This window comes from Bradyrhizobium algeriense (assembly GCF_003062295.1).
Lineage (GTDB): Bacteria > Pseudomonadota > Alphaproteobacteria > Rhizobiales > Xanthobacteraceae > Bradyrhizobium > Bradyrhizobium algeriense.
Genome location: NZ_PYCN01000008.1, coordinates 258,679 through 284,250, shown reverse-complemented (window position 1 = coordinate 284,250; position 25,572 = coordinate 258,679). Strand labels below are relative to the sequence as shown.

The 25,572-nt window shown below is 60.5% G+C and carries 26 protein-coding genes and 3 tRNA genes; 14 read left to right on the top strand and 15 right to left on the bottom strand.

Going from position 1 to position 25,572, the window contains the following annotated elements:
- Positions 1 to 138: 138 nt before the first annotated feature.
- Both C7G61_RS18675 and C7G61_RS18670 read right to left on the bottom strand, forming a co-directional pair.
- A tRNA-Gly gene (locus C7G61_RS18675) sits at positions 139 to 212 on the bottom strand.
- Positions 213 to 551: 339 nt separating this feature from the next.
- Complete coding sequence (locus C7G61_RS18670) at positions 552 to 746, bottom strand: hypothetical protein (protein ID WP_108516890.1); 195 nt, start codon at positions 744 to 746, stop codon at positions 552 to 554.
- Positions 747 to 938: 192 nt separating this feature from the next.
- Between C7G61_RS18670 and C7G61_RS18665 the strand changes: the two genes are divergently transcribed.
- The 3 genes from C7G61_RS18665 to C7G61_RS18650 all read left to right on the top strand — a co-directional run bounded on the left by C7G61_RS18665 (position 939) and on the right by C7G61_RS18650 (position 3,581).
- A complete protein-coding gene (locus C7G61_RS18665) occupies positions 939 to 1,328 on the top strand; it encodes a YciI family protein (RefSeq protein ID WP_108516955.1) in 390 nt (129 codons plus the stop codon).
- Positions 1,329 to 1,666: 338 nt separating this feature from the next.
- Positions 1,667 to 2,887: an ABC transporter substrate-binding protein gene (locus C7G61_RS18660; protein WP_108516888.1), complete on the top strand. Its 1,221-nt coding sequence runs from the start codon at positions 1,667 to 1,669 to the stop codon at positions 2,885 to 2,887.
- Between the two features lie 445 nt (positions 2,888 to 3,332).
- Positions 3,333 to 3,581, top strand: a complete 249-nt coding sequence (locus C7G61_RS18650) for a hypothetical protein (RefSeq protein ID WP_108516884.1) — start codon at positions 3,333 to 3,335, stop codon at positions 3,579 to 3,581.
- A gap of 175 nt (positions 3,582 to 3,756) precedes the next feature.
- Here C7G61_RS18650 and C7G61_RS18645 read toward each other — a convergent pair whose 3' ends face one another.
- Positions 3,757 to 4,728 (bottom strand): hypothetical protein, encoded by a 972-nt coding sequence (locus tag C7G61_RS18645; RefSeq protein WP_108516882.1) that lies wholly within the window; start codon positions 4,726 to 4,728, stop codon positions 3,757 to 3,759.
- A gap of 464 nt (positions 4,729 to 5,192) precedes the next feature.
- A tRNA-Tyr gene (locus tag C7G61_RS18640) sits at positions 5,193 to 5,278 on the bottom strand.
- A 205-nt stretch (positions 5,279 to 5,483) separates the two neighbouring features.
- Here C7G61_RS18640 and rlmB point away from each other — a divergent pair.
- Positions 5,484 to 6,308 carry a 23S rRNA (guanosine(2251)-2'-O)-methyltransferase RlmB gene (gene rlmB / locus C7G61_RS18635; protein WP_108516880.1) on the top strand — a complete coding sequence of 275 codons (825 nt, stop codon included), beginning with the start codon at positions 5,484 to 5,486 and terminating at the stop codon, positions 6,306 to 6,308.
- 63 nt (positions 6,309 to 6,371) lie between these two features.
- Here the strand turns inward: rlmB and C7G61_RS18630 are convergent, their stop codons facing one another.
- Together C7G61_RS18630 and C7G61_RS18625 are read right to left on the bottom strand one after the other, a co-directional pair.
- Positions 6,372 to 6,752 carry a hypothetical protein gene (locus C7G61_RS18630; protein WP_108516878.1) on the bottom strand — a complete coding sequence of 127 codons (381 nt, stop codon included), beginning with the start codon at positions 6,750 to 6,752 and terminating at the stop codon, positions 6,372 to 6,374.
- 28 nt (positions 6,753 to 6,780) lie between these two features.
- Positions 6,781 to 7,227, bottom strand: a complete 447-nt coding sequence (locus tag C7G61_RS18625; protein ID WP_108516953.1) for a hypothetical protein — start codon at positions 7,225 to 7,227, stop codon at positions 6,781 to 6,783.
- A 289-nt stretch (positions 7,228 to 7,516) separates the two neighbouring features.
- Between C7G61_RS18625 and C7G61_RS18620 the strand changes: the two genes are divergently transcribed.
- From C7G61_RS18620 to C7G61_RS18610, 3 genes are all read left to right on the top strand, one after another.
- Positions 7,517 to 9,154 (top strand): alkaline phosphatase family protein, encoded by a 1,638-nt coding sequence (locus C7G61_RS18620; RefSeq protein ID WP_108516876.1) that lies wholly within the window; start codon positions 7,517 to 7,519, stop codon positions 9,152 to 9,154.
- Positions 9,155 to 9,303: 149 nt separating this feature from the next.
- Positions 9,304 to 10,056: a hypothetical protein gene (locus C7G61_RS18615; RefSeq protein ID WP_108516874.1), complete on the top strand. Its 753-nt coding sequence runs from the start codon at positions 9,304 to 9,306 to the stop codon at positions 10,054 to 10,056.
- Between the two features lie 152 nt (positions 10,057 to 10,208).
- Entirely contained in the window at positions 10,209 to 11,147 is a 939-nt protein-coding gene (locus tag C7G61_RS18610; protein WP_108516871.1) for a LysM peptidoglycan-binding domain-containing protein, read from the top strand.
- A gap of 8 nt (positions 11,148 to 11,155) precedes the next feature.
- On the opposite strand, the gene C7G61_RS18605 is transcribed toward C7G61_RS18610, so the two are convergent.
- The 4 genes from C7G61_RS18605 to C7G61_RS18590 form a co-directional block, all read right to left on the bottom strand.
- Complete coding sequence (locus tag C7G61_RS18605) at positions 11,156 to 11,782, bottom strand: methyltransferase family protein (protein WP_108516868.1); 627 nt, start codon at positions 11,780 to 11,782, stop codon at positions 11,156 to 11,158.
- Positions 11,783 to 11,809: 27 nt separating this feature from the next.
- Entirely contained in the window at positions 11,810 to 12,859 is a 1,050-nt protein-coding gene (locus tag C7G61_RS18600) for an NAD-dependent epimerase/dehydratase family protein (protein ID WP_108516866.1), read from the bottom strand.
- 33 nt (positions 12,860 to 12,892) lie between these two features.
- A complete protein-coding gene (locus tag C7G61_RS18595) occupies positions 12,893 to 13,405 on the bottom strand; it encodes an Mpo1 family 2-hydroxy fatty acid dioxygenase (protein WP_108516864.1) in 513 nt (170 codons plus the stop codon).
- 386 nt (positions 13,406 to 13,791) lie between these two features.
- Positions 13,792 to 14,769, bottom strand: a complete 978-nt coding sequence (locus C7G61_RS18590; RefSeq protein ID WP_108516951.1) for an AraC family transcriptional regulator — start codon at positions 14,767 to 14,769, stop codon at positions 13,792 to 13,794.
- Between the two features lie 154 nt (positions 14,770 to 14,923).
- Between C7G61_RS18590 and C7G61_RS18585 the strand changes: the two genes are divergently transcribed.
- Together C7G61_RS18585 and C7G61_RS43950 are read left to right on the top strand one after the other, a co-directional pair.
- Complete coding sequence (locus C7G61_RS18585) at positions 14,924 to 15,997, top strand: class I SAM-dependent methyltransferase (RefSeq protein WP_108516861.1); 1,074 nt, start codon at positions 14,924 to 14,926, stop codon at positions 15,995 to 15,997.
- Positions 15,998 to 16,066: 69 nt separating this feature from the next.
- The gene (locus tag C7G61_RS43950; RefSeq protein ID WP_145963643.1) at positions 16,067 to 16,279 is read left to right on the top strand and encodes a hypothetical protein; all 213 of its coding nucleotides are present in this window, start codon (positions 16,067 to 16,069) and stop codon (positions 16,277 to 16,279) included.
- On the opposite strand, the gene C7G61_RS18580 is transcribed toward C7G61_RS43950, so the two are convergent.
- The 3 genes from C7G61_RS18580 to C7G61_RS18570 form a co-directional block, all read right to left on the bottom strand.
- On the bottom strand, positions 16,269 to 17,186 hold the full coding sequence (locus C7G61_RS18580; protein ID WP_244608346.1) for a Bug family tripartite tricarboxylate transporter substrate binding protein: 918 nt from the start codon (positions 17,184 to 17,186) through the stop codon (positions 16,269 to 16,271). The genes C7G61_RS43950 and C7G61_RS18580 overlap by 11 nt on opposite strands.
- A gap of 63 nt (positions 17,187 to 17,249) precedes the next feature.
- Positions 17,250 to 17,945 carry a sulfite exporter TauE/SafE family protein gene (locus C7G61_RS18575; RefSeq protein WP_108516855.1) on the bottom strand — a complete coding sequence of 232 codons (696 nt, stop codon included), beginning with the start codon at positions 17,943 to 17,945 and terminating at the stop codon, positions 17,250 to 17,252.
- Between the two features lie 144 nt (positions 17,946 to 18,089).
- Entirely contained in the window at positions 18,090 to 18,809 is a 720-nt protein-coding gene (locus tag C7G61_RS18570; RefSeq protein WP_108516852.1) for a dienelactone hydrolase family protein, read from the bottom strand.
- 706 nt (positions 18,810 to 19,515) lie between these two features.
- Between C7G61_RS18570 and C7G61_RS18560 the strand changes: the two genes are divergently transcribed.
- Positions 19,516 to 19,590, top strand: a tRNA-Thr gene (locus C7G61_RS18560).
- Between the two features lie 521 nt (positions 19,591 to 20,111).
- On the opposite strand, the gene C7G61_RS18555 is transcribed toward C7G61_RS18560, so the two are convergent.
- Positions 20,112 to 21,707, bottom strand: coding sequence for a porin (locus C7G61_RS18555; protein WP_108516849.1), 1,596 nt, complete (start codon positions 21,705 to 21,707; stop codon positions 20,112 to 20,114).
- Positions 21,708 to 22,109: 402 nt separating this feature from the next.
- On the opposite strand from C7G61_RS18555, the gene C7G61_RS18550 reads away from it, so the two are divergent.
- The 3 genes from C7G61_RS18550 (at position 22,110) to C7G61_RS18540 (ending at position 24,897) form a co-directional block, all read left to right on the top strand.
- The gene (locus C7G61_RS18550; RefSeq protein ID WP_108516847.1) at positions 22,110 to 22,625 is read left to right on the top strand and encodes a MarR family winged helix-turn-helix transcriptional regulator; all 516 of its coding nucleotides are present in this window, start codon (positions 22,110 to 22,112) and stop codon (positions 22,623 to 22,625) included.
- Positions 22,626 to 23,104: 479 nt separating this feature from the next.
- A complete protein-coding gene (locus C7G61_RS18545) occupies positions 23,105 to 24,223 on the top strand; it encodes an alpha/beta hydrolase family protein (RefSeq protein WP_108516844.1) in 1,119 nt (372 codons plus the stop codon).
- Positions 24,224 to 24,438: 215 nt separating this feature from the next.
- Positions 24,439 to 24,897: a hypothetical protein gene (locus tag C7G61_RS18540; protein WP_108516842.1), complete on the top strand. Its 459-nt coding sequence runs from the start codon at positions 24,439 to 24,441 to the stop codon at positions 24,895 to 24,897.
- A 70-nt stretch (positions 24,898 to 24,967) separates the two neighbouring features.
- Here the strand turns inward: C7G61_RS18540 and C7G61_RS44710 are convergent, their stop codons facing one another.
- Complete coding sequence (locus C7G61_RS44710) at positions 24,968 to 25,075, bottom strand: glucose transporter (RefSeq protein ID WP_190241878.1); 108 nt, start codon at positions 25,073 to 25,075, stop codon at positions 24,968 to 24,970.
- 206 nt (positions 25,076 to 25,281) lie between these two features.
- On the opposite strand from C7G61_RS44710, the gene C7G61_RS18535 reads away from it, so the two are divergent.
- Entirely contained in the window at positions 25,282 to 25,536 is a 255-nt protein-coding gene (locus tag C7G61_RS18535; RefSeq protein WP_108516840.1) for a hypothetical protein, read from the top strand.
- Positions 25,537 to 25,572: the final 36 nt, after the last annotated feature.

Here is a 25,572-nt window from a genome sequence, read left to right as displayed (position 1 = left end):
ATGCACTATGATCTTGGATACTTCGACCTGGAGCAGAAAACCCTGCAACCCCTCGACAACCCGTTCGGCACGAGGTTGTCACCCATGTCTTAGGTACGACCCGTTACCTATGTCTCCGGGCTGGACACAGGAATGAAATGGAGCGGGTGAAGGGAATCGAACCCTCGTATTCAGCTTGGAAGGCTGCTGCTCTACCATTGAGCTACACCCGCGCTGGCGTTGACCTAACACGCCGTGCAGGCGGCCTCAACCCGCCCCGCCGCCCTGGTCCGAACATCCTGGGGAGCGGTCCATCGGCCGGTCCGGGGCCTTAACAGGGCCCGATTCGCCGCCTATATTGATGTTTCCATCAACAAAGAAAGGAGGTGATCCAGTGTCTTATACCAAGCGCTGTCACCTCGCTGGGATCGCCCGCTAGGCCTGTTTGAAGGTCTGGCTCCGGGCGCTCTCAGGCCTGGACCAGCGAGCACAAGAGTTGGAGCGCGGCGGGAGCCATCCCGCCGCGTTTTTTCATTTGCTTTGATGATTTGCCGGGCGGCTCGCCGAAGAAGTCAGAAACCGCAGAGATTGACGAAACGCGGGCGGCGGCGGTCTTCGACGATGCGCTCGCCGCCATTGATGGCCGAACTGCCGTAGTAGCGGTGATGGCCGGTGACGTCGTGCCAATCGCCCGCTTGCGATGACGCCGGCTGCGGTGCACGCAATCTGGCGGCATCGCAGATGATCGTGGCAGGCTGGCGTCGCATGACCGTCTCCTTGAATGGTGTGCGTTGGCTCGCGTTCTGCCCATCAGTCGAGAGCCCGCCACCTCTCGTTCAAGGGCAATCCGATATATCGTGTTTCCGGAATGTTTCGTGGGCCGCCGGAATGTCGGGACCGGGCGCGGCAAAACGTCCTCGGGAAGCAGCCAATCCGGCCGCCGCATAAAGGAGAAAGCGATGCTCTACGCCATGCTGGCCTACCACGTCGAAGCCGAGGTCACGTCCTGGACGGCGGAGGAGGACGCGGCCCTGATGACCGAACTGCTGGCCGTGCATGACCGGCTGAACGCGAAGAAGCTGCTCGGGCCGGCGGCACGGCTGGGCGCGACGGCAGAAGCCCGCACCTTGCGAGGTCCGGGCGCCGGAATGGTCATCGACGGGCCGTTTGCCGAAACGAAAGAGCAGTTGCTGGGTCTATATGTGCTGAATTGCGCCGACGAGGAGGAAGCGATTGGCATTGCGCGCGACCTGCACCGGGTCAATCCGTCCGCCGTCTACGAAATCCGCCCGATCAGGCTTTATCTCCCCGGAGAATCCTTGCCGGAAACCGCGGCAGAAGGCGGTTAGCCCGATCGCGGCGATCATCGAGAATCGTGATCAGCAGAACGACCGCGATCAAGGGCGATCAGCCATTCGAACATGATGTGCTCTCCTGCCCGCTTCGTCGCGGTGGCCGGCGGGAGTGCAAGGGGGCGGCTTGCCGCCAGGGGAACAAAAGCGGTTTCGTTGACACAACCGATCGACGGCGTACGCTTGTCGCATCACGTTGTGCGGGAACCTGCTCGGGCCTGCCGCCAGCTATCGATCACGCTGCCGTCAATTTGTTGGCGCTTGATCTAGATCACGTTGAGGGCCTCCCATAGGTCTCGAAATCTGGCTGCACTCTTTGTAACGGAGTTCATCCGATGCAAACCATGCTCCGAATGCTGATTGCTCTTGTCCTGGCGCTTACGTCATTGGGCGCGATCACCGAGCGGGTGCGCGATCCAGGCGTGACCGACACTGAAATTCGCATCGGCAACGTTATGCCCTATAGCGGGAGTTTGGAGGTCTTCGGCGCGATTGGAAAAGCCGAAGCTGCGTATTTTGAGATGATCAACGAGCGCGGCGGGATCAACGGCCGCAAGGTGCGCTTCATCTCATATGACGACAAATCCGATCCATCGACGGCTCTAAGCCTCACGCGCGACCTCATCGAGAAAGACGACGTGCTCTTGATGTTCGGTTCGTTCGGAACGCCGGGGAATTTTGCCGTTCGCGCATACTTGAACGAAAGGCAAATTCCCCAACTCTTTGTCGCCTCCGGAGACGATCATCTGAGCGATCCATCGCTGTTTCCGTGGACAATGGGCTGGCAGCCCTCCATTCGCGAAGAGGGACGCATCTACGCCAACTACATCCACGCGTTCTACCCCGGAAAAAGAATCGTAGCCCTTTGGCAGAACGATCATTTCGGTCGAGAACTGTTCAAGGGGTTGGAAGACGGGCTCGGTGACATTGCCCGGATGATCAGGGTCGACATCGCCTACGATATCGCAGACGAGCATCTGGACACGCACGTATCGATCTTGAAGCGATCAGGAGCCGAAATTTTCGTATTCGCAGGGGTGCCGGAAAACGCAGCGAAAGTCGCCCGAATAGCGGCGGATCTCAATTGGCACCCGGTGTTCATCTTGAACCATATGGCGTCATCGATCGCGACGGCGCCAAAGCCCGCCGGCCAGGAAAGATCCTTGGGCGTCATTACAGCCACTTTCTTGAAGGATGCGAATGATCCGGCCTGGAAGGACGAGCAAGCCGCCAAGGACTGGCAGACATTTGTTGAGAAATATAATCGGGCCGGCGGCACAGACGACAGTAACGCCGTGTTCGGCTACGCCGCCGCCGAGACATTGGCCCAGGTGCTCAAGCAATGCGGCAACGACCTGTCTCGCGAGAACGTCATGAAGCAGGCAGCGGCCCTGAAAGACTATCAAGGCTCCATGTTGTTGCCCGGGATCAAAATCAGCACGGGACCTTGGAACTTCCGGCCGATCAAACACCTGCGGCTCATTCAATTCGACGGCCGCACCTGGCAGCCGATCGGCGACGTGCTCGAAACGGCTTTCTCCAACGCGCAGAAGTAGGTGGTGTGTGTTTGAGCGGGCGGGCGGTGGGAGAGTTGAAGGTGGATGGCTTGCCTTGCCGTAGCTCGCGTATGGACGGCACCAGTCCGTCTACGCCTTCGCTGCGCGGCCGGTGACGTCGTCCACATTGGCAACCAGCTCGCGGACGGGGCCAAGATCGAAGATCCGGTCAAGACCGCATTCGCGGCGGCGAAGCCCACTCTGGACGCACTGGCGAAGCTCCGGCCGGCCCGAGATTGGCTCGCCGAGTGCAAAAGCGGGACCCGCACCACAATCGCCAGCTTTTCGATCTGCGGCGCAGCGATCTCTATGAATTTGTCGATGCGGCGAACGAGCGTCTGGGCATCGTGCCGGAAACCGGGGTGCTCAAGAAGGCAAAGAGCTGTTCTATGATGCGGAGCATGTCCCGGCGCCTCCCGGATAGTATGCGCTTGCGTTCGGCGCGATGCTGGCGGCTGCACCGAACACCAAGACCGTCTCGCCGGCATACTCGTTCGGCCTGATCGACTCGATTCTGTACGATGAGGAGCTGCGGGAAGGCCACAGCGCCGGCTTCAATTGCGCGGTAGTTGTTTCAGCCATCCGTCAGTTGCGGAGGGACCAGAGCTTTATTCCAGCGCCGGCTGAAGTCCTGCAGGCATGCCTTCAGCACCGGCGTGTGTTTCTCATCTGCAGTGGACTGTCGATGTGCTAATATGGGCTCGAACGAATGCTGAAGAGCTGATCGTCGAAGACAAAAGACGGTTCGAAGAGGATTTCGGACCATGGGATAACGAGCCTATCGAACCACGGCTTCCCGGCTGACGGCCTCCAGACTATCCAGCGGACGGCTCGGACTGCCCGTTCTAGGTTGCGGTCCCCAGCGCAACTCAGTTCGTCGGGAGTTTGGGTAAGCCTACCGAAGGGATCGGACTTGAAAGCCCAGGTTTTGGTAAATTTGGTGGTAGCAGAGTTTGCAGGGTCGGTAGAACCGGCGGCTTAGCACTTGGCCTTCGCAAGACGCGAGGCGTGCTTTGAGGATTGATACTTCTCACAAACGTTTCTACTTGCTTGTCGACTTCGGCCTTCGTGAATTGCCGTTCATACTTGGTGCCGTCGTACTCGAGAAAAATCGTGAACGGCACAAAGTCGTTCATAAATTTAGCTAAAGGCACGCCGTCTGCTCCGGGCAGCGTCACAGCGTTTTCAAAGGTTACGATGTCAAAGTCGGCATATCCGGGGATGCCATAGGTTTCCTGCGGGAGTGTCGGTATCCAAGAATGAGAGAAGCAAACTTTCAATTTTTCCTCATCTTGATCTTGCCCCAGCACAAAGATTGGAATCTGGGCATTGGTCAGATCAGAGCGCATATAACCGCTAAAGTGCTTGATGGGTTGGCTTGAAGTATTTCGGCCGTGCGCGCTAAATCCAGTTACACGTACTTCCCCGTTTCCCACCTTGTTCATGCTCAGGAACCAGCCGGCGCTCCGAGCCGTCTGTTCGAGGTTCCAGACGACATTTCCAATGGGGGTCGGTGAGACTGTTTGTCCTCGGCCGACAGACGCTCCAAAGAAATAGACGGATGCAAGAACCACCGTCGTCAACATGCTCAGCACTACCGGCGCTGCGCTGGACGTGACCGCGACGCCTATCCGAGCTGAGAGGATTTCTAACTTTGCCCAATATACGCCTACGAGCAGAATGACGATGGCAAGGGCGGCATAGACGCCACCTGGAAAATAGTGCCCATCCGCGATATTTTCGGTGGCCTTGATCGCGAATGGCGTCAGCAGACCCGTCGTCAGCAGCCCGCGAAGGGCCGGGCCGAACCTGTCAGGGTAGTCAGGGCGATTGTCTGGCATAATCTTCGAGGAGCCGGGTAAATACGATGCTTTCTCATTTTAGCCTGTAGAACAGGTCGGTTCCAAGCTCGTCTCGCCGCAAAGTTGTAGATAGCCGACGCGGCGCCGCGAGCTAGGCCTTCCATGAGTGCATGAGTCGCGGACGCCTCGCTCGATTATTCTTCTGCGTGACCACCACCTCGCTCCGGCGGCCCGGGTCAACATCCGGGTCAATACCGGCTTGCCCATCCCGACGGCCCGCCCGTACCCGCATCGGCGAGGGCGCGGGTGCGCTCTCTACGCCACGGCAGCCTTCGCTACGGTGGGCTTGCCGAGCCGTAGCTCGCGGAGCGAGCGAAGGAGAGATGAGAATTCGGATGACGCGTTGGGAAAAGCGGCTTGCCGAGCCGTAGCTCGCGGCCACAGCCCGCCTTCGCCCGTTGGGCTTCGGCGTGGCAGCCTTCTCTCGCTTCGCGAGCGAAGGCTGGTGGGGAAGGAAGGACTCGAACCTTCGAAGCCATGAGGCGGCTGATTTACAGTCAGCTCCCTTTGCCACTCGGGACACTTCCCCGTCCGCCAGCGTCGCCGAACCGGCCGCCCGAGTGGCGGAGGACCGGACCATGGATGACGCTGAGGCCGAAAGCCTGTTTCGAACCGGCTTCGACCGGCGCGTTTATGGGCGAAGCGGGATAGCAAAGTCAACCAACGGAGCCTGCCAAAAACGCATCTGATGAGGCCAAATTGCCATATTCGGGTCCCCGTGACACAAGCTCCCCATGAGCGATCGCGACCGAAAACCGCCGTTCCGCCGTGGCGGCGGTAAACCCTTCGAAAAAGGGCGGAAATTCGCCCGTCCGCCGGGCCGGGACCGGGATTCGAGCCCTGACGGGCCGGTGATTCTTTATGGCTGGCACACGGTTTCGGCGGCCCTGGCCAACCCGGAACGGCAGATCCGAAAGCTGTTCCTGACCGAAAACGCCGCAAAGCGCCTGGCGGACGAGAATATCGACACCCGCGTTCCCCCCGAAATCGTCCGCCCGAACGCAATCGACCAGCGGCTCGGCCCCGACGCCGTGCATCAGGGGCTATTGGCGGAGGCCGAGCCCCTGCCCTCGCCTGATATCGATACGCTGGCTCAGGAAGGCATCGTGCTGGTGCTCGACCAGATCACCGATCCGCACAATGTCGGCGCAATCATGCGCTCGGCGGCGGCATTTGCGGTGAAAGCGATCATCACCACGGCCCGGCACAGCCCGGAGGCCACCGGCGTACTGGCGAAATCCGCCTCCGGCGCGCTGGAGCTGGTACCGCTGGTGACCGTGCAGAACCTTGCCCGCGCGCTCAACGAGTTGAACGACCGCGGCTTCATGACGGTTGGGCTGGACAGCGAGGGCAGCGAGGACCTCGGCGCGGTGACGCTGCAGCAGCCGCTGGCGCTGGTGCTGGGGGCCGAGGGCAAGGGCCTGCGGCAACTGACGCGCGAGACCTGCAGCGTGGTGGCGCGGCTCGACATGCCCGGCGAGATCAAGAGCCTGAACGTGTCGAACGCCGCGGTGCTGGCGCTCTATATCGGCGCGAGCCGGCTCGGCCTGATGAAATGAAAGGACAACGCCCGCCCGCAAATCAATGCGAACGGGCGCCGAAATCCTTCACCGATCGCGAGATCAGTAGTAGCGGCGCAGCACGCGCTGGCCGTGGTAATAACGCGCCGCGTAGCCATGGTGATGGCGGTGATAGTAGCGGTGCGCGCGATAGGGCCGATTGTAGCCATAGCCATAACCGGAGATCGAGCCTTCGCGATAGACCGGACGCGGCGCCCAGTTGCCGGGACCGGTATAGGTCGGGCCCTGGTTGACCCAATAATACTGCTGCTCCGGATCGGGCAGACGTTCACGGACCCAGCCGCCGCAGGGACTGCAGCCGGCATAAGCCGCGACCGGCGCGACATAGACCGGCTGTGCACAAGCGGTGTAACCGCAGGCCATCGCGGGCGCTGCGGCCATGACGGCAACTGCCGCGATCAATCCTTTAAGTATCTGACGCATTACTCTCTCCTGTCGATATTTTCGTTGGTTAGCGTGGAAAATGCTGCGGCCCTCGCCTTCGCTCCTGCGGCGCGTAGATGATCTCGGGCGGATTGACGGGGACGTTGGATTGCGCCGGCAGCGGCGCCGATTGCGCCGACCAGGATTGATGATAGCTCTCGGCCGGCTGCGGCAATCTGCGGTTCGCCGGCGGCTCGATTTCCAGCCGCCCGTAACCGGGCATGCGGCCGGCGCTCGGATAATAACGGCCGACGTGGGGCACGGGATCGACATAGCGGCCACCGTAGACGGTCGGCTCGACATGGGTGCCTTTGCCCAGCCCCCAATCGCCCTCGACCACCGCATAGGATGCATCGACGCCGTTAATGATGACGGGTACGCCGGGGCGGCCTGGAATCACGATCTCGAAGCCACCTCCGGCAAAGGCCGTCGACGTCATCGCCGCCAAAATTGCCAGTGTCGAGGCAACGCGCATCGCTTGGGATTCCGTTTTCATGGAGTCCCAATTTAATCCGACACGCCGTTTCAGGGGTTAAGGCGGCCGGCCAAACTGCCGGTAAGGCTAACGCGCCAGCATGGATCGCCGTTCAATTGCGAGAAAAGTCGCTATCCAAACGTTAACGCCGAGGTGGATCGGAAGGCCGACCACGGGATCGGCAGGGCGACCCCGGGGAGTTGGCGCCCGCTCGATTGTCATTTGCGCGGCAATGTCGCACCATCCCGCCTTCTCCCGCTTCCTCCGAACTCCAGCCGAAATGCCTGAAATGACGACCAAAACGCCCGCAAAGAACGTGCTGTGGATCATGTGCGACCAGCTTCGCTACGACTATCTCGGCTGCACCGGGCACTCCGTTCTGAAGACTCCAAACATCGACGCGATGGCCAAGCGCGGCGTTCTGTTCTCGAAGGCCTATGTGCAGTCACCGATCTGCGGCCCGTCGCGGATGTCGTTCTATACCGGCCGCTACATGCGCTCGCACGGCTCGCACTGGAACGGCTGGCCGCTGCGCATAGGCGAACCGACGCTCGGCGATCACTTGAAGAAGATCGGCGTCCGCAACGTGCTGGTCGGCAAAACGCATATGGCGCCGGATCTGGAGGGCCTGAAGAATCTCGGCATCCCCCAGGACTCGATCATCGGCGTGCATGTGTCGGAATGCGGGTTCGAACCCTATGAGCGCGACGACGGCCTGCATCCGACGGGGCGGCCGCGCCCGGCCTACGACAATTATTTGCGCCAGCACGGCTACGACGCCCCCAATCCGTGGGAGCACTGGGCCAATTCCGGCGCGGCCGAGGACGGGAGCCTGCAGAACGGCTGGCTGCTAGTGCACGCCGACAAGGCGGCACGCGTGCCGGACGAGCATTCGGAGACGCCCTACATGACGCGGCGCGCGATGGAGTTCATTGCGGAAGCCGAGGACGACGGAAGGCCATGGTGCCTGCATCTGTCCTACATCAAGCCGCACTGGCCCTATATCGCGCCGGAGCCCTACGCCAGCATGTACGGCCCACAGGACGTGCAGCCGGTGATCCGCTCGCAGGAGGAACGCGCCAACGCCCATCCGGTGTTCGCCGCCTATATGGACATGCGCTACTCCCGCAACATGTCGCGCAACGAGGCGCGCGAAAAGGTCATTCCGACCTATATGGGCCTGATCAAGCAGATCGACGACCAGATGGGCGTCCTGATGCAGTTCCTCGAAGCGCGCGGCCTGCTCGACACCACCATGATCGTGTTCACGTCGGACCATGGCGACTATCTCGGCGATCACTGGATGGGCGAGAAGGATCTGTTCCACGAGCAATCGGCCAGGATCCCGCTGATCGTGATCGATCCGTCAAGCGCCGCCGACAGCACGCGCGGCACCGTGAGCGATGCGCTGGTCGAAGCGATCGATCTGGCGCCGACCTTCATCGACTATTTCGGCAGCAATCCGCCGGACCACATTCTGGAAGGACGTTCGCTGCTGCCGCTATTGCATGGCGAGCGGCCGGCTGACTGGCGCAAGGTCGTGTTCTCCGAATACGACTACGCCATGCAGGACGTCCGCGTGATGCTGGGCCAGCCGATCGAGCGCTGCCGGCTGTTCATGGTGTTCGATGGCCGCTGGAAATTCATCCACGCCTCCGGCTTCCGGCCGATGCTCTACGACCTCGCAAACGACCCGCAGGAATTGACCGACCGCGGCGCCGACCCCGCCTGCGCCGATATCGTGGCGCGGCTGCAATCGGAGCTGTTCGACTGGGCGCTGCATCCGAAAATGCACGTCACCACGCCGAACGCGAAGATCGCGGCATATGCTGCCCAGCAATTGCAGGTGAAGAACGGTGTGCTGATCGGCATCTGGGATGAAGCGGAACTCGGCGCGATCAGGGAAAAGATCGGGATGAAGCCATAAAACTCGCGCCCTGCACGCATGATTGGTGTTGCGGCGGAGCCACGTCGTGTTGGTAAATTGCGGCTGCTCACGCCACATTTATTGCAGTTCCAAGCGCGCGGGCGCTACGGTCGCCCGGCGAAACACTCCGCAGCCATTCGAGGAGCGCAATGAAGCCATATCGCGACGACCCAGTATTTGTCGGCTGGTCATCCGTTCCCGGCCGGGCATCGTGGCTTCGACTGCACGCAATGGCGATCGCGGTCTTGCTGCTCCTGTCGGTCGGCGCAAGCCCCGCACAAGCGATGAGAAATTCCGCGTCGGCGGCTTCGACCGCTCATGTCTACCTGCTCCGCGGTGTGCTCAACATCTTTTCTCTGGGTCTCGATGACATTGCGGCACAGCTGCGGGCGCAGGGCATCCCGGTCACTGTCGCGAACTTCGCCTCGTGGTCGTCGCTCGCCGACGAAGCCGCCGCCGGATACAAAAGTGGCAGGATCAAGACGATCATTCTGGTCGGGCATTCCTCGGGCGCGACCGCATTGCCCGACATGGTCGCCAGGCTGGACCAGCTTGGCGCTCCGGTGAAGCTTGCAATCGGCCTGGATTCGGTGTTTCGCACCAAGCTCTCGGGGCGCGTGGGACGCTACGTAAACTTCTACATCGCCAACGGCAACGGCGAGCCGGTCGCAAAGACCGCGCAATTCCAGGGCAAGCTCGAGAACATCAATGTGCAGAACGTTCCTGGCGTCGGGCACATGTCCATCGAAAAGAACCAGATCATGCAGCGGAAGGTGATAAGCGAGATCGACGCTGTCGTCTTCGGCCGGTCTGTACCGGCTTCAGGGGTGCAGAAGCCGCGGCAGGCTGGAGCGGCAAGCGCACCGAGACCTGGCACGGCAAGCACCGCAGCGGTACGTTAGTAGCGGCGGTTCGAACGCCGTCGCCAAAGCGACGAGTGCCGCAATTCCGCCAATTCCCCAGCGATAGATCGCCCACAACGCGCTGGGTGGCGTGGCCCGCCGGCATTCATGGTCCGGCGCACCTTTACGTCTAGATCGCGAGCGGAATGTACATGAGAAATCCGACGCAGATTGCGGCCGTGGTGATCCGTACAGCCCTTTCCATTTGCATCTTCTCGACCATTTGCAATCTGGCACTCGCCGGTCCGGTCGCACGCTCGACCAATGCCGCCGCGACGACCCTCCCCGCCGCGGCGCCAGCCGCGACCCAGGCGCAGGCGCGCGTCTACCTGTTCCGCGGCGCGCTCGGGCCGATCTTTTCGCGCGGGATGGACCATCTGACCAAGCGCCTCGAACAAGCCGGCATCCGGGCTGACGTCTACGAATTCACCATTTGCCGGCTGATCGCAGATCAGGCTATCCGCGATTACCGTGACAATGCCGCTCCGGTCGTCCTGATCGGTCATTCGATGGGCGGACTTTGTGCCCTGACGTTCGCCGGGATACTGAAGTCCGAAAACATCCCGGTTAGCCTGGTGGTCACCATTGATCCGGCCCACGCCAGCCCGAAGGTGCCGCTGAACGTCGAGCGCTACATCAACATTTTCCTGTCCGACAGCGTATTGGGCGGCGGCGATGTGGTTGCGGAGCCGGGATACCGGGGTCACTACGCGAGCTTCGATTTGAAGGAGCATGAGGAAGTCACCCACATCAACATCGACAAGATGGATTCCGTCCACGAGCAATTGGTGACTGCAATTGCGCAACTTGCGACGACGCCTTTGCCAACCAGTGGAGAGGCGGTGCCGCTGCGCTACGTTGTTCCTCCCAATGCCCCAATCGAGCTGTGGGACAGCGGCACGCAGCAATTCGCCCGTTCGGGCGATACGTTGCAGAGGCTTGCAGCACTTAACCATGTGCCGCTGTGGTCACTTACCCAAGTCAATCAGTACTCGGAGAGTGCGCCGCTATCAGTTGGCCAGCGCGTCTTTGTTCCGCGCCGTCTCGTTCCGCCTGTCGCGACATCAGCGGCGACGCAACCGAAACGGTAGCCTGCGGGTCAGTGGGGCGGCAGGAACGGAATCAGCATCGGAACGCGACGGCAATACGATCCATAGGCATCCGCACCGAGTTCAGCCGTGAGGAAGCCTTCTTCCATGCGGGCCTTCAACGACATCCCGAGCGAGATCAGCACCGCACCCAGCATCGCGGTCACTGTTCCGACCGCGACACCCGTCACCAACATCCCAAAGATAAGCCCCGTATAGATCGGGTGGCGCACCAGCCCGTAGGGACCGGTATCAATGACCTGATGGCCTTCCTTGTGCGTGATTGCGTTCGACCAGAAACGTCCGAGATGAATTCTCGCCCACCATGTGAACGAGATCCCCGCAAGGACCAGGCACGCCAGCGCGTAGATGCCAACGCTGCCAAACTGCCAGAGCGGCTTTTCCCCCAGAACCTTGCCGGTCAATGGCAAGAAAAGAATTGCCCCTGCGAAAATGGGGAGCCGGTATTTGAGCGAATCCCAGGTCATCACGTGTTTCTTGGTTTGACCGGACCAGAACGACGCCAAAACCCAACTGACGACCCACAAAATCCAGATGACGGCGAGCAACTGTGTGGGCCAGGTAGTGGTCCAGCCACTCAAGGCGAAAGCGAACCATTGACCAGGATCGTGCAGCATGTTGCGGACCTTCAGTGAGCGATTGAATCAACCGCCAAACCGGCGCTCGATGTGAAGCGATCGAGCGCGACTACTCGGCGTTGAGCTCCATTCAGGCTGATGGTGGCCGGCATCGAGCAGATGCGCAATGGTTTCCCGCAACACAGGTTCGACGGCGCCCGGCGCATAGCCCAGCTCTCGTTGTGCTTTCTCGATCGACAAGGCCCCGGCCCGCAATGCGATACGAACGCCCTCGGCCGTACCGGACGGGGGCCGGCGCGTCACGTGATCGGCGATGAACTCCAGCGTTCCCGTGACCATTTCGGCGACCTTGCCGTTCACATGAATGCACCGGACGCGACGACCGCTGATCTCAGCCATGAGTTCGAGAACCTGTCTTAGCGGCATGCTTTCGCCGCCGAGAACGTAGCGATGTCCAGCCTGTCCGCGCTCCATGGCAAGGATCAGCCCTTCGGCGGCGTCGCGCACATCGACGAGGTTCACGACAAAATCAAGATGCAATTGAAGGCGTCGCTTGAGAAAATACCGGAGCATTGCCGTCGGCGGCGTAACGTTGTGATCGTAAGGGCCGACCGGCATGGTGGGACAGCCGATCACCACCGGGTATCCGGATGCGGCAGCCTGCATGGCGAATCGGTCGGCGAGCATTTTCGAGCGCGTATATGGACCCGGCATGTCGTCCGGCAAGAGCGCATCGTCAGCGACAGGAACCATCGATGGCGAGGCACGGAACAGAATGGATTCCGTCGAGCAGTGCAGGAAGCGTCTTATGCCGCGCTTTCGCGCCGTCTCAATGACGATTTCGGTGCCACCGTAATTGACGGTGAGAAAATCAGCTTTTCGCGGCAGCCACATCCCCGGCAGGCCGGCCAGGTGATAGACCTCGTCGACCCCGTCCATTGCTCGGTCCACCAGGTCACGATCAAGTACCGATCCACTGATATACTGAACCTGCGTCAAGGCGCGGGGTGGTGGCTGAAGATCGAGAACCCTCACCTGCCCACCTCGCACGATCAGCGCCGCGACGAGGTGCTTTCCGATGAACCCGCTGCCGCCTGTGACGAGTATGCGCGTCATGCTGCGGGTGCACTCAAGCTGAGCTATTTGAGATCACGATGTAGCACCTCGCGGTTGCCCTTGGATGATGATAGCGAGATCGCGCCGAAAGCCCAGCGCGATAAACAGCTTCGCCATGACAAACATTGGTCCGAGCAAAAGGTGGGTCGGATTGTCGACCAGCGCCGGCTGCCGCCGCTCGAACACGCGGTGCCCAACGATCTGCGATGCGACCCCAACGACAATCAGTATGGCCGTAAGTGACCACATGCCAGCAGTCGTCGCATGACTAACGATCACGGCAGCGACGGAGAGCAACACGATTGCAGCCCCAAGGATCGCGGCTCCGAGCGCGAAGTCGAGCAGGAACCAGTAGATGAGCACCGGTACAACGGCGATGGTCGCCGCGCTGGTCTGGAACCCGAATACGGTGATGGACCACAGGCTGAGCGGAAGAACAGCGGCCAGGAACAGGAACGCGATGCCGAACACATGCATCGCGCAATTCCAGGGGTCACGATGGTATTCAACGTACTCCGCAAGCTGCCGCCGAAAATATGAACTCATGCGGTGCTCTCCCTGCCGTCGGCAGCCGCGGCCAAACTGAATCAAACAAAAAAGCCGACACCCCTGCCTCGATAGCTAGAGTTAAACTTGGGAATCATCGTCAAGTCAAAGCGCAGCCACGGTGGTATTCCCGGCACATAGAGCGCGAAGACGCCGCAACGTAGACAAATCATGCAGTAATTCAGGCAACTAACAAGGTATATGGGCCCGTGGAACCGGCACATCTTGCGACAATTTTTCCAGCAAATGTTGCCGTTCAGCCAAGCGTCCACTGAGCACTGGCGCGATTGTTCCCACGAGAAGGGGGCGACGGCTCCAGGACCTATCCGGATTGAACCAACTCATCTGGGATCTCGGCGCGATCAGGGAGAAGATCGGAACGAAGCCTACTCCGACACTACATGCGCCTGCCGCCAGGCCGCCGGCGGCGTCCCTACCGTCCTGCGAAACGCACGATTGAAGGCGGCCTCGGAATCGTAGCCTACCGCCTCTGCCACGCGCGCGATCGGATCGCGCCCCGAAGCCAGCAGACCCGCCGCGAGTTGCATGCGCCAGCGCGTCAGATACTGCATCGGCGGTTGCCCGATGAGGTGGGTGAAGCGCTGCGCGAGCGTCGACCGTGACAGCCCCACCATCCTCGCGAGTTCATCCAACGTCCAGTCAGCCGCGGGCTTGCCATGCAGGAGATTCAGCGCCTGACCGACGTGTCGATCGCGCAGGCCGGCAAGCCAGCCGGTCTGTTCGGGACCAAGTGCTTCGATATGGCATCTGATCGCCTCGACGAAGAGCAGTTCGCCCAGTCGGGCAAGGACGCCCTCTCCGCCCGTCCGGCGCCCTTCCGTCTCTGCCCGTGCGGCATTGATCAGGAAAGCAAGGCTCGAATTGCCGCGATATGAACTTCCCCGCAGATGCAGGACCGCAGGCAGCGACTCCAGCAGCGGGTTGAAGGGACGCGTGTCGCAGCCGAGAAATCCGCACAGGATGCGCGCATCGGCGGGGCCGCTGTCGCCGAGGCGGATCCTGTGGGGAAGCTGATCGGCCGTCGGCTGATGATAGTAACTCAGATCAGGGATCGCCTGCATGCCTGGCGCACTGGAAAGCACATGGGCCGCGCCTTGCGGAAATGCGATGATGTCGCCCGCGTCGAGCCGTACGGAAGGCTCATTGATCAACCCGCCCCAGCAGCAGCCATCGACCACGACGTGATACTCGATGACATGCTGTGCCCCCGGCAGCACGGCAGAAGCGCAGGCGGATGATGCCGGCGCCGCGGCCACCCACGGTGCCCGGACGTCAAGATGGAAGAACATCGCACTGCTGAGACGTACGGCGCGCAGCACATCAGACAGAGCATCTGCCCCCATAGTCGCAGCTCCAATCGGACGCTCGGTCATGCTTTCCGGACGATCGGCAAAAAAATAGGAAGGATTCAGACGTTCAGTCAAGCCATCCGGCGGTCTGATCATTCGCCGGGCGCGCGCTTGGACCTATGTCTCCTCGCGCAAACCGGAGGTTGAAATGAATAAGATAGTTAGAGAATTAAACGAGCAGAAGCTGGAAGGTTTCGTTGCGCGGATACTGGATGATCTTGGCGCCACCATGATTGCGCCTTTGGTCCGCATCGGTGATGAACTCGGGCTATATAACGCGCTCGCCGAGACGGGGCCGGTGACGCCGCAAGAACTGGCGCGCCGCACCGGAACGGTCGAGCGCCTTGTGCGCGAATGGCTCAGCGCCCATGCAGCCGCCGGTTATCTGGACTATGACGCCACGACCAGGCGCTTTGTCATGAATCCCGAGCAGGCCATGGTCTTCGGAAACCCGGAAAGTCCGGTCTACATGCTGGGCTCATTCGAAGTCTGCCAGGCGGTGATGGTTGACCAACCCAAGGTGAGCAAGGCTTTCCGCAACGGCGGCGCCGCCGGCTATCACGAACGATGCAATTGCCTGTTCAGCGGAATGTCACGCTTCTTCGGCGTGAGCTACAAAGCCCATCTCGTGCAGGAATGGCTTCCCGCATTGGACGGTGTGATTGAAAAGCTCGATAGCGGTGCGCGGGTCGCCGATATCGGCTGCGGTCATGGCATCTCCACCATTCTCATGGCGAAAGCCTTCGAAAGATCCAGATTTGTCGGGGTCGACAACCACGAAGATTCTATCGCCTGCGCCCGCGACGCCGCGAAACGCGACGGCGTAGCAGCCAGGGCGGAATTTGATGTCGCCACGGCCAAGAACTTTGTGGGCAGCAACTTCGACCTGATCTGTTGCTTCGATGCGCTGCACGACCTTGGAGACCCCGTCGGCTCAGCGCGCCGGATTCTGGAGGCTCTCGCCCCCGACGGCACATTCATGGCGGTGGAGCCCCGTGCAGGAGACAGGCTGGAGGACAATATCAATCCGGTCGGCCGGCTCTATTATGCCGGCTCCACCATGATCTGTACGCCGGTTTCGCTGGCGCAGGAGGTCGGGCTCGCCCTTGGCGGGCAAGCGGGACCGGCCCGGTTGGAAGCGGTTCTGCGCGAAGCCGGATTTGGCCGCGTGCGGATCGCGGCCGAGACGCCCTTCAACATCGTTCTCGAAGCGCGGCGATAAGTACGAACGGTGCCGTTACTTTTTGAGCCACAAGCAGCACTTGCTCACCGGTGGCAAGGATATCTTTTCATGACGCAGGCATTACGAGCAAAACAAAGCAATCGAGAGCTTGGCCAAGCAGGCTGGATACTCGACTATTGGGTCGCCTCTTTGATCGCAGCGGTGGAGCGCGCCATACGTCATCGACGCGCGAAGCATCGCGCCAGGATGCGGGCCGCCAACCCGATCTCCGCAGCATCCGCACGTAACGTTGCGGGCGCGAGCGGCGATTCTAATTCGTGATCTTGTAGCCGGTAGCCTTCACGATCGGCTGCCAGAATGCGTGATCAGCCGCGAGCCTTTGCGTCAACTGCTCCGGCGTGGAGCCAACCGGAATCAGCATGACCGCGAGCAGCTTTTCCTTCACCTCGGACTTCGCCAACACCTCGGCGACGGCCGTGCTCAGCTTCTTTGCGAACTCTGGCGAGCTGCCGGCCGGCAGCCACATGCCGTACCAGCCGTCCGCTACCAGATTGACGCCGCTCTCCTTCAGAGTTGGGATGTCCGGCAAGAACGAAGAACGGGTCTCGCTGGCCACGGCGACAATCCGCAAACCTCCGGCGCGGTGCTGTGTGATCGTGTCGGAAACCGTGGTGATGCCAAACGGGAGGTGACCTGCAATCAGATCGTTGACCATCAGCGCCGTACCACGATACGGCACCTTGGTCATCGACAAGCCCAGCGCCTGCTCGAGCTGCCAGCCGGTGAAATGCGGGATGTTGCCGCTGCCCGGAGTGCCATAAGTCGCCTTGCCGGGATTCGCCTTCAACCAGGCCGCCAATTCCTTGAAGTCTTTGACTTCGATCGCGGGGCTCACGACCACGGCGAATTCGAAGCGGGTAAGTTGCGAGACCGGCACAAAATCCCTGGCGGAGTCGAAGCTCGGTTGGTTCTCCACCATGGGCAGCAGGTACATGGTCGGGCCAGTCGTCATCAGGATCGTGGTGCCGTCGGGATTCGCGCCCTTTACCGCCCGGATGCCGATCAGTCCGTCGCCGCCGGTGCGGTTCTCCACGATGAAATTGCGGTCAAGGAGCGCAGGCAGATATTGCGCCAGCTGGCGGCATAGCAGGTCGCCGCTGCCGCCGGCCGCAAACGGGAAGATGATTTTGGTCAGCGGGCCCGATTGCGCGAACGCCTTGCCCGTCATCGCTGCGAGCGAACATGCGGCGCTTCCGGCCAGAAAATTGCGGCGATCCATTGCTATCGTTCCTTACGCGAAAGCAGTTTCATAGACAGTCATAATTCCGATCGCGACGGTGGCAAGCCCCACCGCCCCCTGCAGGCCGCGATTGGCCCAGGTGAGCGAGCGGGCGGAGACCGCGAGCGGCACCGCGATCACCGTCGACAGCGCGCCCATGCCGATCATCGAGCCGACGCCGAACAGTGCGACGTAACCGAGGCCGACCGCCGGACTGGACGCCTGCGTGACCGCCAGCACCAGAAGCGCAGCCGAGCCTGCCATGCCGTGCATCAGCCCGACCAGTAGCGTGCGCCAGCGGAAGCCATGGTCGTGGGCATGGGCCGCACGGGCATGCGGGCTGGTTTCGCCGGCATGGCTGTGGGCATGGAAATGCACCGTGCCGTCGCCATGGCCGTGCCGGTGGAAATGCACCCGGTCGCGCCACAGACGCCACAGCACATGCGCCCCGAGGCCGACCAGCATGACACCGACGGCGGTCTCGATCGGCCGGGCAACGGTTTCGGGGATTGCGCGGCCGAGCAGGATGGCACAGCCTGCAAAGACGAACAGCGTCAGCGTATGGCCGAGCCCCCAGGTCAGGCCGTGCTTGACGATATCGGCCACATGGCTGCGGCGCGCGGCGATGCTGGAGACGGCGGCGATGTGATCGGCCTCGAGCGCATGCTGCATGCCCAGCAAAAACCCCAGCCCCAGAATTCCGAACATACGCCCCCTGCTACCCGCTGTATCAGTTGAAGTTCAGCTCAAGAATGAACTTCGATTTTGATTTCACGCGAACCGGTGCCCACGGATCAAGTCAGAGGCATGCTTCGTTTGAAAACGCCATGAAATACCAGTTGGAAGCCTTTGTCAGGTCAAGACTTCATCGAACAGGCTTTTCATCGACGCCCAGGAGCGGCGGTCGGCCTGTTCGTTGTACAAGGCGGCGCGCAGCATCGAGCCGTCGGCGGCGGGGTTGGTAAAACCGTGCAGCGTGTTGCCGTAGGCGATGACCTGCCAGTCCTTCACCCTGGCGGTGCGCATCTCGTTCTCGAAATCGGCGACCTGTTCCGGCGGCGCCAAGGGATCGTCGACGCCAGTGCAGACGAGTACGCTGGCCTTCACCAGCCCCGGTTGTGCCAGCATTTTGGTCGCCAGCACGCCGTGGAAACTGACCACCGCCTTCAGCTCAACGCCCTCGCGCGCCAGCTCCAGCACCACCGACCCGCCGAAGCAGAACCCGATCGCCGCCAGTCTTTGGCTATCGACCTGCGGCAACGCGGCGAGTGTTTCGAGCGCGGCGCGACCACGGGCGCGGAGTTTTTCCGGCTCAGCGCGAAGCCCACCGACCAGGGTCGCGACCTCCTGCAGGTTGGTCGCCTGCCGACGGTCGCCGAACATGTCGGCGGCGAACGCGACATAGCCGAGACCGGCGAGCCGGCGCGCACGCTCCATCGCGAATTCGCCGAGCCCGAGCCCTTCGTGAAATACGGCAACGCCCGGCCGTGGCCCGGCAGCGTTCTCGTCAAGCGCGAGATAACCGCGCAAACTGGTTTCGCCGCAGCGGTAATCGACGTCGCGCACCTGCATGAAATTCCATGATCCTTCAAATGATAGGCAGCCGGAACTTCACACCGGTTTGACGATTGCACAACCCTCGAATCGGAACACCCGATCACGCCTCCGGTGGGGCTCTGACCTGACCTTCGGAGCAATCACAATGACAAGATCAGCGATTCTCGGCGCCGCGGCGATCCTTGCGTCCGCGCTCGCAAGCCCTGCGATGGCGCAGGAGGTCATCTACAATCCCGGCTATTGCGCGCAGTTCTATCCAAGCGCCAACTGCCAGAACAAGGGACCAGGAAATCCCTATACCGGTAGCTACCAGCGGCAGGTCTCGAGACCAGGTCTATCGGGATCGCACCCGGCGGGACAGCTACAACCGCTGGGACGACAACAGCAGCTTCTGGCCAGGCGATGTCGCGGCCGGCGTCGTCGGCAGCGCGGCCGGCACGGCGGCTGGCATCGCGACCGCTCCGATCGGCGGCGATGCCTATGCCCACCGCAACGGCTTTGTCTGTATCCCCGGCACCTGGTTCCGCGGCGAGGATGGCCGGAGGCATCTCTGCCAGTAGGGCAAGCAGAATTTGCGATGGGAAGCCGGCCAAATGTCCGGCTTTTTCATGCCGGGACGGATATCGGGGTTCTGGCCCTTTGCGGCCAAGTCTGGTATTCGAGCCGCCGAAGATCGGTATCAACGCGGGATGTTCTCACCGCTCACCGATCACTCCAATTCGCCGGTTTAGCTCAGCGGTAGAGCAGCGGTTTTGTAAACCGAAGGTCGGGAGTTCAATCCTCTCAACCGGCACCATGTCTTGCTTGAGGCCGCAACCCAGCGATCTCTGAGAGCGAAGCGAAACACGACACTATCCTCGAGCCGCGATCCGCCAGGCACTGATCGGGCACTGATGGTTTGCAGCATGGTCAGGCCGCCGTAGCCCCCCACGAGGCGGCGAACCGGATCAGCATGGTTCGCGCGGTCACTTCCCCAGATGATCCTGCGCCGCTCTGGCTGCCATCCGCTCAACAGGTCCCAAAAATTAAAAACCTCCGGCAGGGCATTGCCGGAGGTTTCGGAGGTTTATCATAAAGAAGTTTTGCGTCTCCTTGAGACTAAGAGGCCGTCAAACGATTTTGGCGGCTACCTGGAGATCAGGATACATGACTAGCTCATATTATCAAATCACATTTTAAAACTAATCCGCTCGCCCACAGATAGAACGTTCTGCTTTCCGAGGATCGTCGTCCAACATCCTAAAGCACGGATAACAGCAAAAACCCCCGGGCAGTTTCCTGCCGGGGGCTCTCTTGGACTATTGTTAGATTATGCGATCAGAAGTTGCGCTGAGCGCGAATGTTCAAGCTAACCGTATCCTGGTCCGCGTAGTTGTAGACGGCGGTCGGCTTGGGAGCCGTCGGCGTCAGAACCTTGGAACCGGTGAACTTCTGGTCGAGGTGGAAATAGAGCACTTCGGCCGAGAACGTCAGGTTCTTGACGGGAGTCCAGCGGGTGATCAGACCAATCTGCGCGAGATTGAAGTCGGGGTTGCAGCTGAAATCCGCAGACTGGGCGCCGAGGTTGCTCGCAGCGTAGGCCGCACAGTAGAAGTTCTTCGCCGTGCCATCATAGCGAATGGCAGCGTAGCCGCCGAACAGGCTGGTCGACCAGAATGGATCCCAGTTATGGTTGAACGCACCACGGAAACCAAAACCTTCGGTCAGATGCAGCGTGCCGTCACCGCCGGCAAACGTCGGCAGATAGACGGCGTCGGTCGCGTTGGCGAAGCCGATGCTCTGGTAAGCACCGCCACTGCCGCCGCCGAAGATATTGAAGGCCCGTACGCCAGCGCTGGTGCCAATGATGTTCTTCATGTTGCCCTTGCCCCAACTGACATCCATCTTGATGTCGTCGCCGGCGCCGGTCGGGATGTTCTTGATCTGCAACGCAGCCATCACCGAACCGCCCCACTTGGTGTCCGGGTGGCCAGAGATTTCAGAGAGACCATTCGCACCGAATGTCGGTCCCCCAAACGGCGTAACAAGCCCGCCTGTCACCACGTGTGTCAGAGCATTGTATGAGCCGCTAACCTCATGCAATGAGCCCGAAATCTGGAACAGACCCCAAGCCTGATCGACACGAATGTTGCCGACGATGTCGGGAGCATGCACGCCCGCATAGGCATTGGCGCTAGCGCCCGTCCCGGTAAGAGACTGGAGCGTAACGACGCCTGCGGCCGAGGTGTTGGCAAGGTTGTACACGGAGACGCGGTTGAACGCGAGCGGGTCGTCTAGACCGATCGTGCCCGACACGCCGTTGCCGAATTGCGCGGTGTACTGGATGTTGTTCGTGCCGGTGACGGTGTCATGACCACCGACCAGGAACGAGGTGTTGTTGCCTGGATACCCATGCCAAGGCGTCGCATAGGCCGAAGCCGAACGACCGAAGGTGAATCCAGCGAACTGGATGAACAGCATTTCCGTCGCGATCTGCTGGCCGTTGTTCAGGCCACCGGCTTGGCCTGTTGGCCCCACTTCTCTGACGCTGCCGCTCGGCGAGGCGAACGACCAGTCCAGCTGACCGAAGGTGCGAACCACACCGTATTCAGTGGCGGTGCGGGTATCGACCGTCAGCGCCATACGGGAACGGGAGGCGAAGTAATCGCGAAAGCGATTGCCCTGGCCCAGATCGCCGGCCCAAGCCGGTTCATCGTAAGGAGCGCCGTTGAACGTTGTATCAACGCGCAGATAACCACCCAGCTTGATGCAGGTGTCCGTGCCCGGGATGTAGAAGAAACCGGCACCATACAGGGAGCAGATCCTCACGTACTCGACCGCTTTGGCCTTGACGGGAAGATCGGCTGCCTGAGCTCCACTCATGGCGATCAGACCCGCCGCTGAGCCGAGAATAAGGCTCTTAACCATCTTCATGTTAAACCTCCAGTTGCTCTGTAGGGAAGGTTCCGGATCCGCTGGGTGAAGCACCCCAAGGTTGGTTCCCTTGTCCCCCATAAAAACCCGCCCAGCCGCTTCGCGCCTTCGAACACTCCCGCATCAGCGCGAGGGACTTAAGCGAACCACCTAGAACGGGACGATCTAGGACCCCCCAGTCGTCACGAGGACTATGCCTTCACAACTAAGTTAATCAAAATACTTTATGAACTCACACATCGTTATGGTCGGCGTCTGTGTCCTTGCGGCAACAGGCCAGAATCAGGGCAATTGCCGGGAATCATACTGATGTTTAAGGTGATTTAGTTCAGTGATTTCATTATTGAATTTTGCAATGTGCATCGATGCAAGATCGGTGAAAAAAGGGGCATCGAAAAGCAAATGAATTCACCGGTCGTGGAGAAGAATTCCAATCAACCTCAGCCCTCTGCAAGGAATCAGGACCTGGCAAAGCGATTCGCGTGGGAGATCGCTTCAATCAATGTGCACCTCCAGCAACTCCGGCATTTTTGGGCGAAGACCCTTGGCGTAAGTGGCCCGCAGTGGATGATCCTGATGGCTCTGGCGGACTTGGACAAAGGCGACGGAGTTCCGGTGAAGGTGGTGTCAAAGATGCTTCACGTCGACTCGTCGTTCGTGACAACCCAGTCGAAAATGCTTGAAAAGAAGGGCTTCATGCGCCGAAAGACCTGGGAGGACGACGCCAGAGTCGTAAAAATGTCACTGACGGACAAGTCATACAAGCACATCGCAAACCTGGCCTCCCAGCAGGAAGCCCTTAACAAATTTATCTTTGCGGAATTCAGCGATAGCGAACTCACCGAGTTCACCGGCAAACTCGCGTCCCTCAAGGATCAATTTGAGAAGGCCTGCTTGAAGGTTGCCATGGACATCTGAGTCTCGGGCGTTGGTGAGTCTGGTGAGTCTTGGGTGTTAGTAAGTCTTGGGCGTCAGTGAGTCTCGGGCATGGGCCTGAACTCACAAACGGCCGACCTCGTGCCCTGCTAGAGATCTCACGAGGGTACTATCGAATTCGCTTGCGCTGCGCGGCTCGTTTCGAATCGGTCAGAAAGCGAACACCGAACTCCAGCCTGGACGATGTCCACTGTTCCGCAGGGGGCGCATTCCAAAGTTCCACGCGCCGTTTCCGGCTGCTATGCGTATTGATCCATATCAAGCAAGCCATCGATTCTTCTTCTTTGAATGATCCCCGACAGGGAATGGGGAGCTTTCATGGAAGATCTGGTATGCCACATTGATCAGCGGCGGAAGGCCAATCGCAGCACACTCGACCGCACCGCGGAGGCGCGAATTGGCTTGCGAAAACGCACGCGTTGGTTGAGTATTGATCAACCTAAGTAATAAAGTCAGATTTGATGGCCATTCCGGTCGGTCACTTTGACCAAAAAGGGTGGATTCAGTGGCCGGACAGCGAAGATCTGTCTGCCGAATTTCTGCGGCTTTTGGGTGCTGCTCAAGAAGGCGGCTCGACTGTTTCTGAATGCTTCCTCACGGCAAGCCGGATAGACCCGAAGGACCACGAATCCTGGTACCGGGAATGGAACAAGACGGCCGACGCCAACAATGAGCGAGGCAATACAGCTCTCAGTGCTGGACATTTTCTGACGGCCCAAAGCAATTGGCTGCGCGCCCTAAACTATTACAGCGCGGCCGTGTTCGATCTTGAATTCGCGGACAAGAGACTGCAGGCCGGTCTCGCCAAGATGCGGACCTGCGCCCGTCGCTACCTGGAGTATCGAACCCCTGCTGGCGAAGTTGTCGAGATTCCCTGGCTGAGTCGCTATCCGTTGGAGGGCTATTTCCTGCCAGCCCCAGCCGCGTCGGCTCAAACGCCTGTCATCATTTGCATCGGCGAACCGGGACATCGAAAGGAAGAGTACCTCTACAAGATGGCGCGCCACGCCCGCAATCGCGGAATGTCGCTGCTGGCCGCCGACCTTCTGGGAACGGATAACGGCGCACAGTTCGAAAATGTGGTCGGCCGTTCTGATCTGGAGACGGCTGTCTCCTATATAATGGACTATCTCACAACGAGGGACGATGTTGATAAACGTCGAATAGCGATTCTCGGCGATGGTTCGGGCTCTTTTGTCGCGCGCGGTGTTGCGCTTGACCATCGATTCGCTGCCGCCGTTTGTGACGGCGGCATTTGGGATTTGCAGGAGCGGGCGTTTCTGGCAAACCACATTGCGCCGCCTGCTGCGGGCGCAAATCTCATACGCAACGGAATCGCACGAAATCTAAAGTGCCCGATCTTGATTACCATCGGCGAGCATGGCTGGCTGGAGCCAGAGCACGTGAACGTCCTGATCGAGCATTTCAGGACGGATCAGCAGGATATCACGTGGAAAATTTTTACGGGGGCGGAAACGGCTGCCTCCCAAGGGCACGCCGACAACCCAACGCTTGCCAGCGAATTCATTTTTGACTGGATTGCGGACCGCTTGGAACAGCAAGCGCGAGAATCGCAATGAGGCCGCGGAAGCGATCCGGGGCCTGGTTGAGGGATCATGCTGCGGCCGGCCCTAACCGCAGCGAAATTGACGCCACCATGTGCACGTTGCCAGTCACGAACTGTCACCGTTTTGTCACCTAGCGCGCAAAAGCGCGGCAGTTATCCCCGGCCACCTCTCCACCCGCTTGATTCCACAAAAGGCGTTTGATGGAGTGACTTGGGCCGAGGTGTTTCATGAAATGGATGAGGGAACGCGATCTCCTGATCGCGCAAACGATGGCGTTCGTTCAATCGGTGACCGGCAAGACGCCGGAGGCCGAGAATACGGTTACCACGTCGGTTGCCCCGCTCTCCGTCGAGAGATCCGAAACCACACGCGCGGCCGCGGCCCTTCCCGACATTGAGTTTCTGCTGGCGGCGACCCCGTCCGTTGCCCAGGCGCCAAAAGAAGCATCACAAGACATATCAACAGAAGTACCTCAGGAAATACCGCGGGGGATATCGAGGCCGGCCCCTCCTGCGCGTCCCGATCTGCGGGAGGAATTCCAGTCCGAGATCAGGGCGCGGGTCGCCAGTTTCCGCGCCCATCAGGAGCGGTTCAACCGCGAGCGCGAGGCCTATTGCAGCGCGACCATGGCGAAGGTCCACGCGGCTCTCAAAGAAGGCGAGCAGCCGACGCGGCCGGGCAAGTAAACCCAGGGAGACCCAGCGCGCAAAAACCGCGGCTTCCCCAGCATCCGCACGATGTTCAGAGCCAAGCCTTTCAGAGCCAAGCATAGACCAGTGCCACGTTGGCCGCGCAGGCGACCAGCAGGCAGACGGTCAGCGTGAGTTGGACACGCTCGCAGGAGGTCTGGAGGCTCGTTCTCATGGCCGGAAACATCCGGCGATTCTGGCGGTCGAGTCTCGGGGATTCTTTTTCCCGGGATTTACGACTCGTTAAAGACTCAGAGACTCCACGAAAATGGGCCGAAGCGAGCCAATTTGCTCCCGAAACGGCCTGTCGAATGGCTGCATGGCAGCCAAGCCTGAAACCCGGACCCCGCTTCCGCGTTGACCGTTTTACCGGAGTCGACAATGCCCTACGCGCTGTTCTCAAACGATGCCAAGCTGAGCAAGGCCTATCCCACCGCAGCCGACGTCTGGAAGATTGCCCAGAAGAGCGGCCTCGTGGTCGATGTCGTCTCCGAGCAAGACAGCACCGCCCCTCGCCCGGTGCTGGACCATGATTACGAGATCAAGCCGTGCCAGCTCGAGCCGCATGAAGACCCCGCACGAAACAAGGCCGACGCCGAGCGCGACGCGCAGACGGAATTGCAGTTGGCGTCGTAAGGGCGACGGCGGCGGGGTAGGCAACCCGGGCAAACG

What these genes read in the sequence shown, in the direction of transcription:
- C7G61_RS18670 (WP_108516890.1), bottom strand. Translation starts at nt 746, where the DNA reads ATGCGACGCCAGCCTGCCACGATCATCTGCGATGCCGCCAGATTGCGT.
- C7G61_RS18665 (WP_108516955.1), top strand. Translation starts at nt 939, where the DNA reads ATGCTCTACGCCATGCTGGCCTACCACGTCGAAGCCGAGGTCACGTCC.
- C7G61_RS18660 (WP_108516888.1), top strand. Translation starts at nt 1,667, where the DNA reads ATGCAAACCATGCTCCGAATGCTGATTGCTCTTGTCCTGGCGCTTACG.
- C7G61_RS18650 (WP_108516884.1), top strand. Translation starts at nt 3,333, where the DNA reads ATGCTGGCGGCTGCACCGAACACCAAGACCGTCTCGCCGGCATACTCG.
- C7G61_RS18645 (WP_108516882.1), bottom strand. Translation starts at nt 4,728, where the DNA reads ATGCCAGACAATCGCCCTGACTACCCTGACAGGTTCGGCCCGGCCCTT.
- rlmB (WP_108516880.1), top strand. Translation starts at nt 5,484, where the DNA reads ATGAGCGATCGCGACCGAAAACCGCCGTTCCGCCGTGGCGGCGGTAAA.
- C7G61_RS18630 (WP_108516878.1), bottom strand. Translation starts at nt 6,752, where the DNA reads ATGCGTCAGATACTTAAAGGATTGATCGCGGCAGTTGCCGTCATGGCC.
- C7G61_RS18625 (WP_108516953.1), bottom strand. Translation starts at nt 7,227, where the DNA reads ATGCGCGTTGCCTCGACACTGGCAATTTTGGCGGCGATGACGTCGACG.
- C7G61_RS18620 (WP_108516876.1), top strand. Translation starts at nt 7,517, where the DNA reads ATGACGACCAAAACGCCCGCAAAGAACGTGCTGTGGATCATGTGCGAC.
- C7G61_RS18615 (WP_108516874.1), top strand. Translation starts at nt 9,304, where the DNA reads ATGAAGCCATATCGCGACGACCCAGTATTTGTCGGCTGGTCATCCGTT.
- C7G61_RS18610 (WP_108516871.1), top strand. Translation starts at nt 10,209, where the DNA reads ATGAGAAATCCGACGCAGATTGCGGCCGTGGTGATCCGTACAGCCCTT.
- C7G61_RS18605 (WP_108516868.1), bottom strand. Translation starts at nt 11,782, where the DNA reads ATGCTGCACGATCCTGGTCAATGGTTCGCTTTCGCCTTGAGTGGCTGG.
- C7G61_RS18600 (WP_108516866.1), bottom strand. Translation starts at nt 12,859, where the DNA reads ATGACGCGCATACTCGTCACAGGCGGCAGCGGGTTCATCGGAAAGCAC.
- C7G61_RS18595 (WP_108516864.1), bottom strand. Translation starts at nt 13,405, where the DNA reads ATGAGTTCATATTTTCGGCGGCAGCTTGCGGAGTACGTTGAATACCAT.
- C7G61_RS18590 (WP_108516951.1), bottom strand. Translation starts at nt 14,769, where the DNA reads ATGGGGGCAGATGCTCTGTCTGATGTGCTGCGCGCCGTACGTCTCAGC.
- C7G61_RS18585 (WP_108516861.1), top strand. Translation starts at nt 14,924, where the DNA reads ATGAATAAGATAGTTAGAGAATTAAACGAGCAGAAGCTGGAAGGTTTC.
- C7G61_RS43950 (WP_145963643.1), top strand. Translation starts at nt 16,067, where the DNA reads ATGACGCAGGCATTACGAGCAAAACAAAGCAATCGAGAGCTTGGCCAA.
- C7G61_RS18580 (WP_244608346.1), bottom strand. Translation starts at nt 17,186, where the DNA reads ATGACGGGCAAGGCGTTCGCGCAATCGGGCCCGCTGACCAAAATCATC.
- C7G61_RS18575 (WP_108516855.1), bottom strand. Translation starts at nt 17,945, where the DNA reads ATGTTCGGAATTCTGGGGCTGGGGTTTTTGCTGGGCATGCAGCATGCG.
- C7G61_RS18570 (WP_108516852.1), bottom strand. Translation starts at nt 18,809, where the DNA reads ATGCAGGTGCGCGACGTCGATTACCGCTGCGGCGAAACCAGTTTGCGC.
- C7G61_RS18555 (WP_108516849.1), bottom strand. Translation starts at nt 21,707, where the DNA reads ATGAAGATGGTTAAGAGCCTTATTCTCGGCTCAGCGGCGGGTCTGATC.
- C7G61_RS18550 (WP_108516847.1), top strand. Translation starts at nt 22,110, where the DNA reads ATGAATTCACCGGTCGTGGAGAAGAATTCCAATCAACCTCAGCCCTCT.
- C7G61_RS18545 (WP_108516844.1), top strand. Translation starts at nt 23,105, where the DNA reads ATGGCCATTCCGGTCGGTCACTTTGACCAAAAAGGGTGGATTCAGTGG.
- C7G61_RS18540 (WP_108516842.1), top strand. Translation starts at nt 24,439, where the DNA reads ATGAAATGGATGAGGGAACGCGATCTCCTGATCGCGCAAACGATGGCG.
- C7G61_RS44710 (WP_190241878.1), bottom strand. Translation starts at nt 25,075, where the DNA reads ATGAGAACGAGCCTCCAGACCTCCTGCGAGCGTGTCCAACTCACGCTG.
- C7G61_RS18535 (WP_108516840.1), top strand. Translation starts at nt 25,282, where the DNA reads ATGCCCTACGCGCTGTTCTCAAACGATGCCAAGCTGAGCAAGGCCTAT.